At 71.9% G+C, this 13,035-nt stretch carries 12 protein-coding genes; 6 read left to right on the top strand and 6 right to left on the bottom strand.

Annotated features, from left to right (window positions below; all coding sequences use genetic code 11):
* Window positions 1-164: 164 nt before the first annotated feature.
* The 3 genes from hemH to P2L57_RS09925 are packed head-to-tail and all read left to right on the top strand — an operon-like array spanning window position 165 to window position 3,281.
* Window positions 165-1,283, top strand: coding sequence for a ferrochelatase (gene hemH / locus P2L57_RS09935; RefSeq protein WP_372515669.1), 1,119 nt, complete (start codon window positions 165-167; stop codon window positions 1,281-1,283).
* Window positions 1,280-2,809: a protoporphyrinogen oxidase gene (gene hemG, locus P2L57_RS09930; RefSeq protein ID WP_275811544.1), complete on the top strand. Its 1,530-nt coding sequence runs from the start codon at window positions 1,280-1,282 to the stop codon at window positions 2,807-2,809. The genes hemH and hemG overlap by 4 nt, the downstream gene beginning before the upstream one ends.
* Window positions 2,810-2,822: 13 nt before the next feature.
* Window positions 2,823-3,281 carry an L-2-amino-thiazoline-4-carboxylic acid hydrolase gene (locus tag P2L57_RS09925; RefSeq protein ID WP_275811542.1) on the top strand — a complete coding sequence of 153 codons (459 nt, stop codon included), beginning with the start codon at window positions 2,823-2,825 and terminating at the stop codon, window positions 3,279-3,281.
* A 70-nt stretch (window positions 3,282-3,351) separates the two neighbouring features.
* Here P2L57_RS09925 and P2L57_RS09920 read toward each other — a convergent pair whose 3' ends face one another.
* On the bottom strand, window positions 3,352-3,972 hold the full coding sequence (locus P2L57_RS09920) for a TetR/AcrR family transcriptional regulator (protein ID WP_275811539.1): 621 nt from the start codon (window positions 3,970-3,972) through the stop codon (window positions 3,352-3,354).
* Between the two features lie 153 nt (window positions 3,973-4,125).
* Here P2L57_RS09920 and P2L57_RS09915 point away from each other — a divergent pair, with 153 nt between their 5' ends.
* Both P2L57_RS09915 and P2L57_RS09910 read left to right on the top strand, forming a co-directional pair.
* Complete coding sequence (locus P2L57_RS09915) at window positions 4,126-6,393, top strand: MMPL family transporter (RefSeq protein WP_275811537.1); 2,268 nt, start codon at window positions 4,126-4,128, stop codon at window positions 6,391-6,393.
* 43 nt (window positions 6,394-6,436) lie between these two features.
* Window positions 6,437-7,672 (top strand): MFS transporter, encoded by a 1,236-nt coding sequence (locus P2L57_RS09910; RefSeq protein WP_275811535.1) that lies wholly within the window; start codon window positions 6,437-6,439, stop codon window positions 7,670-7,672.
* A gap of 19 nt (window positions 7,673-7,691) precedes the next feature.
* On the opposite strand, the gene P2L57_RS09905 is transcribed toward P2L57_RS09910, so the two are convergent.
* Both P2L57_RS09905 and P2L57_RS09895 read right to left on the bottom strand, forming a co-directional pair.
* Window positions 7,692-7,880, bottom strand: a complete 189-nt coding sequence (locus P2L57_RS09905) for a hypothetical protein (RefSeq protein ID WP_275811977.1) — start codon at window positions 7,878-7,880, stop codon at window positions 7,692-7,694.
* A gap of 46 nt (window positions 7,881-7,926) precedes the next feature.
* The gene (locus P2L57_RS09895; RefSeq protein WP_275811533.1) at window positions 7,927-9,162 is read right to left on the bottom strand and encodes a glycosyltransferase 87 family protein; all 1,236 of its coding nucleotides are present in this window, start codon (window positions 9,160-9,162) and stop codon (window positions 7,927-7,929) included.
* 106 nt (window positions 9,163-9,268) lie between these two features.
* On the opposite strand from P2L57_RS09895, the gene P2L57_RS09890 reads away from it, so the two are divergent.
* The gene (locus P2L57_RS09890; RefSeq protein WP_275811531.1) at window positions 9,269-9,706 is read left to right on the top strand and encodes a hypothetical protein; all 438 of its coding nucleotides are present in this window, start codon (window positions 9,269-9,271) and stop codon (window positions 9,704-9,706) included.
* A 2-nt stretch (window positions 9,707-9,708) separates the two neighbouring features.
* Here the strand turns inward: P2L57_RS09890 and P2L57_RS09885 are convergent, their stop codons facing one another.
* From P2L57_RS09885 to xylB, 3 genes are all read right to left on the bottom strand, one after another.
* Entirely contained in the window at window positions 9,709-10,164 is a 456-nt protein-coding gene (locus P2L57_RS09885) for a GNAT family N-acetyltransferase (RefSeq protein ID WP_275811949.1), read from the bottom strand.
* Between the two features lie 159 nt (window positions 10,165-10,323).
* Window positions 10,324-11,517, bottom strand: coding sequence for an ROK family protein (locus P2L57_RS09880; protein WP_275811529.1), 1,194 nt, complete (start codon window positions 11,515-11,517; stop codon window positions 10,324-10,326).
* Entirely contained in the window at window positions 11,514-12,947 is a 1,434-nt protein-coding gene (xylB, locus tag P2L57_RS09875; protein WP_275811527.1) for a xylulokinase, read from the bottom strand. Before xylB ends, P2L57_RS09880 begins: the two co-directional genes overlap by 4 nt.
* Window positions 12,948-13,035: the final 88 nt, after the last annotated feature.

Below are 13,035 nucleotides of genomic sequence, written 5' to 3'. Positions count from 1 at the left end.
TGACTTGGCCATCAATGCCTGCTCGGTGCAACGAACCTGCCACGGAAGCACGCCAGTTGGGAATCCCGCATTCCGGGCGTTGATTCGGAGTGGCGCCGGGTGGCTGGATCACGCGCGAACTGGGGGAATGTTCGATGGTGAATCAGGAGCCGACCGGAATCGTTATGTTGAATCTCGGAGGGCCTCGCTCGCTCGACGAGGTCGAGCCATTTCTGCGCAACCTCTTCCTGGACCGGGAAATCATTCAACTGCCGGTGCAGGAGAGGCTGGGGGCGTTCATCGCGAAGCGCCGTGCGCCGAAGCTCCGCAAGCTCTACGAGGCCATCGGCGGCGGTTCGCCGCTGTACGACTGGACCGCCCGGCAGGGGCAGGGGATGGCCGAGCGGCTTGACGTCCTGTGCCCCGAGACCGCGCCGCACCGCTTCTACCTGGCGTTTCGCTACACCGATCCGACGAGCGAGCAGGCCCTGCGGCGGATGGCGGCCGACGGGGTACGGCGTGCGGTCGCCTTCGCGCAGTATCCCCAGTACTCCTGTACGACGACGGGGTCCAGCCTCAATGAACTGTGGCGCACCGCACGGCGGTTGGCGCTGGCCGAGTCCTTCGAATGGAGCGTCATCGACCGCTGGTCGGCCCACCCGGCCTTCGTTCGGGCCATGGCGGCGAAAGTCCGCGAAGGGCTGGCCCGCTTCGACGAGGCGGTCCGTGACGATGTCGTGCTGCTGTTTAGCGCGCACTCGCTGCCGCGCCGGGTCATTGACCGCGGGGACCCCTATCTCCAGGAAGTCGCGGCAACGGTGCATGACGTCATGTGTTCGATCGGCGGCGACCACGAGTACGCGTTGTCCTTTCAGGCCGATGTCGGGCCGGTGGCCTGGCAGGGGCCGAGTACGGAATCGGTGATCCGGGCTCTCGGTGCGCAGGGGCGGCGGCACGTATTGATTGTGGGAATCATTTTCACAACGGACCATCTGGATACGCTCTCCGAGATAGACATGGAGTTCGCCGAGGTGGCCCGGGAAGCCGGAGTCACCGATTTCCGCCGGGCGCCCGCGCCCAATGACGACCCGGTGTTCCTCGACGCGCTCGCCGAAGTGGTCGCCGACCATCTGCACGGCGAGCGCGGCTGCTCCCGCCAGTTCTCCCTGCGCTGCGCGGGCTGCACCAACGCGCAGTGCCGAGAGATCCTCAACCCGGCGCGGCCACACCGCCAGCCGCCGCTGCACCGCACCGAGCCGGTGCCCGGCGTCGGACGGCAGCCCGCGCTGCCCGGCTCCCGGTGAACGGCCGCCGTCCGCGTGTCGCCGTCATCGGCGGCGGCATCACCGGGCTGGTCGCCGCCTTCGAACTCGGCCGGACCCAACCGCTGTGCGAGGTAACGGTGTTCGAGGCGGCTGACGTGATCGGCGGCAAGATCGCCAGCCACTCGGCCGACGGATACACCGCGGACCTTGGCCCCAACGGCTTCCTCGACAGCGGCTCGGACCTGCGCCGGGTGGTGGACGCGTTGGGCCTCGCCGATGAGCTGGTCCCCGCGGCGGACCAGGCGCGCGACCGGTTCATCCTGACCGGCGGCCGTCTGCTGCCCGTGCCGTCCACGGCACGCTCGGTGCTGTCCACCCCGCTGCTGCCCGCGACCGCCAAGGCGCGGCTGCTCGCCGAGCCGCTGGTCGGCCGCGTCGAGGGGCCGGAGGAGACGGTTCACGCCTTTCTGGCCCGGCGGTTCGGGCGCCAGGCCGCCCAGTTGCTCGCCCCGCTCCTGGTGCACGGGGTGAGCGCGGGTGACCCCAGAATGATCAGCCTGGACGCGGCGTTTCCCCGGATCCGCGAGCTGGAGCGGCAGCATCGCGGTCTGCTGGCACTGGCCGCGCGCACCCGCTGGCGCCAACTGCGTTCCGGAACGGCCGCGGCCACCCGGCTGACCAGCTTCCGCGGCGGAATGCGCGTCCTGGTCGACGCGCTGGCGGCCAGGCTCGCCGGCGCCGTCCGCACCCGTTCCCCCGTGGACCGCCTGGAGCGGTGCGCCGCGGGAGGCTGGAGCATCTGGACGCCGCACGGCGAGATCCGCGCCGACCAGGTACTGCTGGCCGTCCCGGCCCCGGCCGCCGCCCGCCTGCTGCGGCAGCATCTCCCGTGCGCCGCCCAGCGGTTGAGGGCCGTCCACTACGCGCCGATCCGGGTCACGGCACTGGGGTACCGTCGGCGGGGCCTGCCCATGGTGCCGCGCGGGTTCGGCTTCCTGGCCGCGCCCGGGGAGCACACCCGGATGTTCGGCACGGTCTACAGCTCCTCCGTCTTCCCGGACACCGCACCGGCCGACGGCGTGCTGCTGCGGGTGTTCGCGGGCGGAGTCGAGCACCCGGAACTGACCCGGCTGCCCGCCGACCTGGCGATCGAGCGGTTCCACCGGGACCTGGCCCCGCTGCTCGGCCTGACCGAGCCGCCCGAGTTCACACATGACCATGTGTGGCGCGAGGGGATACCGCAGTACGAGCTGGGCCACCAGGCCCGGATCCAGAGCGTGTTGAGCGAGCTCGCGACCCTGCCGGGGCTGCACGCCGCGGGCAGCGCGTACCACGGTGTGGCCGTCAAGGACTGTGTGAGCGATGCCCGCCGGGCCGTCGCGGAGATCCGGTCGGCGATCAGCGCAGCAGGCGGCAGCACGACGCCCACCACGGGCAGCACCACATCCACCACGGGCAGCACCACGCCCACCACGGGCAGCACCACGCCCACCACGGGCAGCACCACGCCCACCACGGGCAGCACCACGCCCACCACGGGCAGTACCACATCCACCACGGCATGAGGGGGAGAGACTGATGGAGGACAAGAAGGCCCAGACCCGCCGGATGCTCAGCGAACGGCTGCAGCGCTATCTGGAACTGCGGGCCGAGCATGGTGCGGACAAGGCCAGGGAGATCCTGCTGGACGGCTACCCGCAGCGGCAGGCCGCCCGAATAGGGCCGCTGATCACCGGATGCTCGCTCGCCGAGGGAATCGGCAAGGCCCTGCCGAGGTTCGAGGCCATGGGCTTCCTCGAGGAGGCGATCGATGTCTCGACCGACACGGAGGACGCCGTCCTCGAAGCCTGCCGCACCTGTATGTGCCTGATGGCCGCCGAGGACCTGGGCCTGGAAGAGCCGCTGCCGATCCTGTGCGAGCTGGACTTCGAGGCGACCCGCCGGGCCTTCCCCGAGATGACCGTGGAGAGCCTGCGCCGGCAGACGGACGGCCACCACGTGTGCGCCTTCCGCTACGCCAGGCCGCGACGGGACTGATGGCCAGGGCCTGCCTCGCGATGTCCTTCCGGTCGAAGGGCAGGCCGGAGGTCCCGGCTGGGCGTCGGGGTCAGGCCCCGGGAGACGGCGCGGCGAGCAGCCCGGACGTCAGCAGGAGTCGTAGATCCGCCATGACCGTGCGCACCGCCTCCGGTGACCTGAGCACCTGCTCGCGTGCCCCCGCCAGCAGGTGCATCAGCAACTCGGCGTGCCGTTCCGGGTCGACCTCGGAGCGGAAGACGCCGTCCCGCCGCCCGCTGTCCAGCACCTCGGAGAGCAGGTGGCGCAGCCGGTCGGTGTGGTGGGTCATCCGCGCCCGGATGCTCGGGCTGATTCCGGCGGCCTGGAACTCCAGGGCGCGGGAGCGCCGTTCTGGCCGGGCGAAGTACTCCAGATGCGTCTGTATGAACGCTGTCAACCGCTCGCAGGGGCCGCCCGCCCGGTCCAGTCGGGAGCGCAGGTGCGCGTAGAACAGGTCCACTTCATCCTGCACCACGGCCAGCAGGACGCCCTCGACATGGCGGTAGTAGTTGTAGAGCGTCGCGCGTGAGACGTCCGCCCGCTCCGCGATCGCGGCCATCGTGGTGTTGGCCAGCCCCTTCTCCACCGCCACCTCAACCGCCGCCTGCTTGATGCGGGCCCGCACCTGTTCCTTGTGCTCGGCCACCACCTTGTCCCAACTGGAAACCATGACACCCCTTAGACAACTTGTCAGTTGATTTGCGATCCGTCTACGCTTTCCATCAAGCGTCGAACCGGAACAGCGTGCAGCGTAAGCCGTCCGAGCTCAGCCGGGGAACCGGACGATGCCGTGGAACGAGACGACAGGCGGAGGCTGACAGAGGTGAGTTCGCGCTTAGGCACGCGCGGGGGCCGGATCGGCACCGGCCGGTTGCGCCTGCTGCTGTGGGCCGTTGTGGTCGGCTGGCTCGGTGCGGCCGCCGCACTGGGCCCGGTCCAGGCCGAGTTGTCCAAGGCCGAGAGCAACGACAACGCCGCCTTCCTGCCGCGCTCGTCGGAGTCCGCGCAGGCAGCCCGGACGCTCACCGCGCGCTTCGCGACCGGTGACTCCCTCCCGGCCCTGATCGTCTACCAGCGTTCGACCGGACTGACCCCAGCCGACCGTGCCGCGGCGGTGGCGGACGCGGCCCGGCTGCGCGGGGTGGCGGACATCGGCCACCCGACGCTGCCGCCGCCCGCCACGGCCAGCGGCGCGCCGCGACTGGTGTCCGCGGACGGCACGGTCGCGGTGACCGTGGTACCGGTCACCGCGCACGGCCTGAAGGTCCGGCAGACCGTCGACGCCGTCAAGCGGCAACTGCGGCCGGTGCCCGGGCTGCGGACCTACGTCACCGGTCCGGCGGGCATCAGCGCCGATGCCATCAGCGTCTTCAGCAGCATCGACTTCCGGCTGCTGGCGGCCACCGTGGCGCTGGTGCTCGTACTGCTGCTGGTCGTCTACCGCTCCCCGGTACTGGCGCTCGTACCGCTTCTCGTTGTGGGCATGGCCTACGTGCTGGCGTCCGGCCTGGTCTACCTGCTGGCCACGCGGGGCGGCCTGCTGGTCAACAGCCAGGCGACCTCGCTGATACTGATCTTGATGTTCGGCGCCGGAACCGACTACTGCCTTCTGCTGATCGCCCGTTACCAGGACGAACTGCGCCGCCATGAATCCAGCGCGGCGGCCATGCGTTCCGCCCTGGGCAGGGCGTGGAGTTCCATCTTCTTCAGCGGCCTGACCGTCATCGCCTCGCTGGCCGCCCTGTTCGCCACCCGGCTGGGATCGACCAGGGTGATCGCCCCGGTCGGCATCATCGGCCTCGGCTGCGTCCTGCTGTCGGCGTTCACCCTGCTTCCCGCTCTGCTGGTGCTGCTCGGGCGCCGCGCGTTCTGGCCGCGGCCGCTACCGGTCGCCGCACCGGAGGTCCCCGATGCCGCCGCGGCCCTCGGTAGATGGGAGCGCATCGCCCGGGCCGTGCTCGCCCGGCCGTGGTGGGCCGTGGTGGGCACACTGGTGCTGCTGGCCGTCGGATCCCTCGGCGTGCTGCGCTACACCGACGACGTCAACCTGCTCAACGCCTTTCGCGCGCAGACCTCTTCCGCCGCCGGTTACCAGGCCATCGCACACGCCTTCCCGGCGGGAACGGCGGCGCCCACCACCATGCTGGTCGAGCGCACCGACGGACCGCTGCGCGACACCGACCTGACCCGCGCCACCGCGGCCCTGGGCAGGGTGCGGGACATCGCCTCCGCCGCGCCGCTGCCGGTACGTTCGCGGGACGGGCGGATCGGTGAAGTGCAGGTCGTGCTCACCATGGACCCGTACGGCGGCGCGGGACTGTCCCGGGTCGCCGACATCCGGCACGCGGAGTCCGCCCAACTCCCACCCGGAGTCAGGGCGTTGGTGGGCGGTGACCCCGCGGTGCAACTGGACACCATGCGCGCCGCCGATCGCGATCTGCGGGTCGTCGTACCGCTGGTCCTGGCGATCATCCTGCTCATCCTCGCGGCACTGCTGCGCGCACTGCTCGCCCCGCTGTATCTGATCGGCACCGTCATCGCCTCCTTCTTCGGTGCCTTCGGGATCTCGGTGTTCGTCTTCCGCGATCTGCTGCACCAGCAGGGGATCAACCCCGTGGAGCCGACCTTCGCGTTCCTGTTCCTGGTGGCGCTGGGCGTGGACTACAACATCTTCCTGATGGCCAGGGTCCGTGAGGACACCCGCGGCCATGACACCCGTACGGCGGTGGCCACCGGACTGCGCGCCACCGGTTCCGTCATCACCAGCGCCGGTGTCATCCTCGCCGGGACCTTCGCGGTACTGATGGTCCTGCCGCTGGTCATGCTGTTCCAACTCGGCTTCACCGTCTGCGTCGGCGTCCTGCTGGACACCTTCCTGGTGCGTACCGCGCTGGTGCCCGCGGTCACCTACCTGCTCGGCGACAAGGCGTGGTGGCCGGGACAGGCCAGCGGCCACCGCGACGGCGTGAACCCCCTGCCGCCGCAGCGGCGAGTGGCCCTACGGAGCGGACCGGCCGTGTCGCAGCATCCATCAGCGGCCCCCGGCCGCGGGGGACCGCAACCCGGTGAAGATCCGCCGAGCGGGCTTTGACGACCCAGTCCACCACGACAGTTCACCGGGAGCGGACTCCGCCATGGCCGATACGGAAAGCACCCAGTCGACGCTGAGCGAGGGCGAGCGGCGGCCCGCCGTCGACCGCGCCGCGTGGCGGCAGCTCGCGGCATGCACCGCGGTCGCCACACTGCTGCAACTCGACGGCACCATCGTCACGGTGGCGCTGCCGTCGGCGGGCGGCCACTTCGGCACCACCTCACAAGGCCAGTCCTGGATCCTCACCGCCTACTTCGCCACCTACGCCATCGGTCTGCTGCCCGGCGGCCGGGTCGTCGACCGCTTCGGCCCAAGACTCGCGGCGGTGCTCGGGCTGGCGGTGTTCGCCGCCGGAACCCTGATGGGCGCACTGGCCGGATCCCTCGCCATGCTCATCGCCTCACGGGTCGTGCAGGGCGTCGGCGCGGGCCTGGCCAGTCCCGCCGCGCTCACCGGCGCGGTCGGCGGCTTTCCGCCCAAGCGCCGCGGAACCGCCCTGGGCATCTGGGGCGCCGCCTCCGGTCTGGCGAACCTCGTCGGCCCGCTGGTCGGCGGCCTGCTCACCGCGGGCTGGGGCTGGCGCGCCAACTGGTGGACGCTGTTGGTACTAGGGCTGTTGGCGATCACCGCGACCCTCGGATGGGTACGGCTCGGCGCCACCGCCTCGTCGCCGAGCGCCGGTGCCGAGCGCACCGCGATGCGCACCGCGCGCGCCGCCTCGGTCACGGCCGCGCTCACCTTCGCCATGATGATCGGGACGTTCTTCGCCATCGAGCAGTATCTGCAACAGGCCGCGGGCTACGGGGCGTTGCCCGCGGCGGCGGCGCCCATGGTGCTCGCCCTGTTCATCGGCGCGGCCAGCCCCGTCGCCGGACGGACCACCGACCGGTACGGGGAGCGCGGCCCAGCGCTGTGCGGCTTCCTGGCCGCCGCCGCGGTGTTCGCGGTCTACGCGCTGCCCGCGCTGCCGCTGCACGGTCCCGCGCTGATTCCGGGCGGCGTGGTGCTCGGCTTCGCCCTCGGCCTGCTCTTCCCGTCGACCTCCCGCGCCGCGCTCAACTCCGTACCGGAGACGATGCACGGCCGCGTCTCGGCACAGCTGTCCGGCGGTCGGCTGGTGGGCGCCGCCGCGGGCGTGGCACTGGCCGGTTGGGCGTTCCGGCAGAACGTCACCGCAGATCGGCTGCACTGGGCGCTGGTCGGCGGTGCGGTACTCGCTCTCGCCGGAACCACGGTGGCGGCCACCGGGTTCCGCTCGGTGAGCGCCGCGCCTCAGTGATCGTGCGCCGCAACGCCGATCACGCCGTCGCCGTCGCCATCTCCTTCGCCGGCCGGTGCGGCAGCAGGGCCGCCACCAGTCCGCCCAGCAGTACGGCACCGGCGCCGACCAGTTGACCGGCCCGCAGACCGCTGGCGATGGTGTGGAGGTCGCCGCCGGTGCGCCCGGCGGCATCGTGACCGCCGAACTGGTCGAGGAGGTCCTCCACATCCCCTGCCGCGTCATCGACGACCCGGAGACGGGCACCCCGCTGGTCATTCCGACGGCGCGGCGACAGCCGTCCGTTCGACCAGAGCCTGCCGCCGCCTCGGGGTCGGCACGACGAGCGCACTGAACGTGAGCACGGTGCACACCGGATAGACCCAACCGAGGGCGACCAGGTACCAGGGCCGGGGGATGGTCCAGATGGACGGCTGCGCGGCGACCAGCCATGAGATGACATGGCTGCCGAGGGCAACCGCCCATGCCGTCAACGCGACAGTGTGTCCTCGGCCCCTGGCCGGTGCGTGGACCAGGGCGATCATCGCGGCCACGCACCAGACCCAGTGGTGGCACCAGGAGATGGGAGAGGCCAGCAGCCCGAACAGCTGGACCGCCACCAGCACCCCCAACCGGTCGCCCCGGCGCGCCGACCGGACGCAGGCGGCCAGCGCCAGGACCGCCGCCAGCGACACCGCGACCCACCATGGCGCGGTCAACCCGACGTCATGGCCGAGCGTCCTGGACAGCGCGCCGCGCAACGACTGGTTGGTGGCCGAGGCCACCGGCCCGATGCGCGAGGTGTCCGCGAGGACGTGGAACCAGAACTGGGCCGACACCTGCGGCGCCACCCACCAGGCCGCCGCCACGGTGGCCGCGAGACCGGCCGCGGACCAGCAGGCCGCGGACCATCGCCGGTGCGCCAGGAAGTACAGCGCGGTGACAGCGGGCGTCAGCTTGACGCCCGCGGCGGCGCCGACTCCCAGTCCCGCGCCGAGCGCCGACCGCCGTGCGATGCTGAGCACCGCGACGGCGGCGAGGATCAGGTTCACCTGCCCGAACCAGAGCGTGGCGTGCACCGGTTCGGCCCACAACGCGCCCGCCGTCCACAACAGGATCCGGCTGCGGCCCCGCGGATCCCGCCAGCCCGGCTCACCCGCCAGCTGCAGGCACCCGCTGACCAGCACCGCCAGGCACACCACGGAAAGCAACTGCCAGGCGCAGGCGAGGACGAGCCAGGGGACGGTCCGCAGCGGCAGGAACACCATCGCCGCGAACGGGGGATAGGTGAACGGCAACGGGAACATGCCCGGCCCTGACTCGTAGAGCCGGAACCCGTACAGGTCACCCGTCAACAGGTGGGGCGCGGCGAGCTGGTAGACGCGCAGGTCGAACATCCGCGGCCCCCGGCCGAGCTCGGTGAGCGGATGTAGCGCGAGCGAGAGGGCGCACACCGTGCCCGCATGGCGCCACAGCCAGCGCCGCCCGCCTGCCGGCCAGCGCTGGATCATGCCGGATCTTCCGTTCACTGCTTCTCTTCTCTGGTGGCCGATACCACTCCCGTGACCATCGGTAGCAGATGTACGCACGGGAAACTCTTGGTAAGTAAAACCAGGCGTGGCGGATCAGCGGCCGCAAAACCAAGGCAACATGAACAAGGAGTCATTCATGCGTCAACGCGCAATCCGGCTGGGTGTGGCGGTCGTTGCGGTTCTCGGTGTGTCGGCGGCCTTAGCCCCCGCCTCGTACGCCGCAGCGCCCGTGGAGTGCCGGAAGGGCAACTTCTGCCTGTTCAGCGGACCGCATCAGACGGGTGAGGTGCTGTACCAGGCCGACGCGAAGGTACGGAAGACCAAATTCACGTTCCCGGATGTCGACGCGCTCGAACTGCCCGCCAACCCGCGGTCGGCGCGCAACCCGATTCCGGACAGCTTCGGCTGCATCGTGCGCCTCAACGACAAGGCGCACTTCGCCGGTGACGAGCAGGAAATCGACGGTGGTGACTCGGAATTGTCCGGCGCACCGGTGGCGTCGATGACCGCTGACTGCGGCTGACGTCAGCCCGCCGGCCGCCATACGTAGCGGACATCGGGCTCGCGTTCCTCGTTGCCGTGCCCGTCGGTCTGCTCCGCGACGACGAAGCCGTGTCGCTCGTAGAACCGCCGTGCCGGACCGTTGACCTGGAAGGTCCACAGCTCAAGTCCCTCCGGCCGGAGGGACTTGGCCAGCGCGATGAACCGGTCGCCGATGCCTCGGCCCCGCCACACCGGATCCAGGTAGAGCTGGCTGAGCAGGCCCTCGGCCAGGACCATCATCCCCACCACCGAGCCGTCGGCGACCGACACCCAGGTCTCGCGTGCCGGTACGACCACATCGCGGATGTACGCCCGTACCTCCTCGTCCCCGCGGGGGCGGCGCACGGTGGGCAGCGCCGAGGCGAACGAGCGCAGCCAGACGTCCGCCACGGCGGACGCGTCGGAGTCGACAGCGCGGCGGATGACCAGATCGTCGATGCTCACAGTCGGGCACACTCGCACAACCGCGCTGTCGACGCATCTGGTTTCGCAACGGCTGCCGCGGCGCGCGACGACGCCTGACCACGATGCCGCGGACCGGCGGGCAGGCACCTGCCGGTGCCCCACGACATCGCGGGGCAGCAGCCGCCGGACCGGCTAGGAACGCAGCACGGCGGGGTCCTCGACGATGCGCCTTATGGCCGCCATACCGGCGCCGAGCAGCGGCCCCCGCCGTCCCAGCGCGGAGACCAGCAGCGCTTCCGGCTGCCAGGGCCGCAGGGTCCGGGCCGTCAGTTCCTGCCGTATCACCGGCAGCAGCCAGTCACCGAGCTCGGCGTACGCACCACCGAGCACCACGGCAGCCGGGTCGACCAGATTGACCGCCCCGGCAAGCGTCGTGCCCAAGGCCCTGCCCGCCCGTTCCAGCGCCGCCAGCACCCGGCGGTCGCCGTCCCGGGCCCGGTCCGCGAGCCGGTGCACGGCGTCCTCGGTCCGTACCAGACCCGCCTGTCGCAGCACCGCCTCCTCGCCCGCGTACTGCTCCAGGCACCCGTGGGCCCCGCAGGCGCAGGCCGGGCCGTCCGGACGCACCGGCATATGGCCGAGTTCGCCCGCGAAACCCCGCGCCCCGCGGAACAACCGGCCCCCGACGACCAGCGCGGCACCGATGCCCGCCGCGGCCGAGACATGGATGAAGTCCGTGGCCGCCGCACCCTGCCACAGCTCGGCCAGCGCGCCCAGATTGGCCTCGTTCTCGACCTCCAACGGCAGTTCCTGGGACCACAGTTCGGAGGCGGCGACATCGCGCCAACCCAGGTTCGGGGCGCGCCCCACCGTCCCGGGCACATCGCCGACCAGACCGGGCACCGCCAACACGGCGGCGATCGGGCGCAGTCGCATGTCCTGCGCCTCATGTACCGCGCGCTGGGACACCTCGGCCAGCTCGGCCAGGACCTCGCTCGGGGGCCGGTTCCGGTTGCTTGCCGCCACCTGCCGCCACACTCTGACCTCGCCGCGCAGATCGACGACGCAGGCGCCCAGATGACCCACTCCGACCTCAAGCCCCAGTCCGGCCGGGCCCTGCGCACTGAGGGCCAGCGCACGGCCGGGGCGGCCGACCCGACCGCTGGGCGCCGCAGCCAACTCGGCCAGCAGCCCGGCCGAGTTCAGTTCCTCCACCAGACTGGACACGGCGGCCCGGGTCAGTCCGGTACGGTCCGCGACTGCGGCCCGGGATATCGGCCCGTGCGCGGCCACGGTCGTCATCACCAGTGCCAGGTTCTGCCGCCGCATGCCCTGCTGGGAGGCGGCCCGCCCGGTGTGCGCCGGGGGCGCCCAGCCGTGGCTCATCGCGCGGGTCCGCGGGCGGAGGTGAACAGCGCCCCCGCGCCGCGCAGGGTGTCCTTGATCCGCTCCAGGGTTTCGGTGTCCCGCGGCGTCGGCTCCAGCAGCACCCCGTCGCGGGCACCCCAGCGCCGGGCCACCTCGTCCGGCGCCTCGCCGGTGAGCAGCCCAGCGGCCTGTGCCGCGGCACCGAGCGCCACCAACTCCTGGGCCGCGGGCACACACACCGGTCGGCCGGAGAGCCTGCGCACCGTGGCCCGCCAGGCCGCGCCCTTGGCGCCGCCGCCGACCAGCAGCAACGGAACCGCCGGGTCAACCGGCTCGCCACCGGCGCGCAGTACGTCGTCGACCGCCGTCAGCAGCGAGTAGGCGGCGCCGTCATAGGCGGCCTGTAGCAGCTGGCCCGGGCTGGTGTCATGGCGAAGGCCGTGCAACAGCCCTGACGCGTAGGGGAGGTTGGGGGTGCGCTCACCGTCCAGATAGGGCAGCACCACGGCGCCCCCGCCGGGTTCGACGGCCTCCCGGTCCAGGCTCAGCAACCCGGCGATCCGGTCCACGGCCAGCGTGCAGTTGAGGGTGCAGGCCAGCGGCAGCCAGTCGCCGCGCGCGTCGGCGAAACCGGCGATGGTGCCGGAGGGGTCCCGCGGCCTGCCGCGGGTGACCGCGTAGACCGTGCCGGAGGTGCCGAGGCTGACCACCGGCATGCCCGGCTCAAGGCCCAGGCCGAGCGCCGCCGCCATGTTGTCACCGGTACCGGCCGCCACCAGCGCGCCCTCCCGCAGCGGTGTGCCCGCACGGACCGCCCCGGCCGCCGTCCCGGGCGCCAGCACCTCGGGGAGCAGCGCGGGGTCGAGGCCCACGCGGTGCAGGATGTCCTTGTCGTAGCCCCGCGGCGTCCACCACCCGGTGCCCGAGGCATCGCCCCGGTCGGTGACCGCGACACCGGTCAGTCGCTCGGTGAGGTAGTCGTGCGGCAGCCGCACGGCGGCCACCCGGTCGGCGGCCTGGGGTTCGTTGGCACGCAGCCAGGCCCACTTGGCCACGGTGAAGGCGGCCGTGGGCGCACTACCGGTACGGCGTGCCCACTCCTCGGCGCCCAACTCCTCCAGCAACGCCGCGGCTTGCGGGGCGGAGCGCACATCGTTCCAGAGCAGCGCGGGCCGTACCGGCACGCCCCGCGAGTCCAGCGCCACCAGGCCGTGCTGCTGGGCGCCGACCGAGACGGCCGCCGCGCGGTCGGCGTGGCCGGTCCCGCGCACGGCCTCGGTGAACGCATCCCACCACTGCTCGGGTTCGCTCTCCCGGGCCGCTCCGGTGCTGACGGAGTGCGGGGCGCGGCCCACACCCAGCACGGCACCGGTGTCCACGTCGACGGCGACCGCTTTGGTCGCCTGTGTGGAGCTGTCGACGCCGATGACCACGCGCTGTACGGCCATCCCTGCCTCCTCGCCCATCCGTGCCCTCGTACATCCGCGGGGCTTCCCCGCGGTGCCCGCGCATACTAATTTGTTTTCCGCCATGACG

The sequence above is a fragment of the Streptantibioticus ferralitis genome, from assembly GCF_029223525.1.
Lineage (GTDB): Bacteria > Actinomycetota > Actinomycetes > Streptomycetales > Streptomycetaceae > Streptantibioticus_A > Streptantibioticus_A ferralitis.
This window is presented reverse-complemented; position numbering and strand designations above follow the sequence as displayed.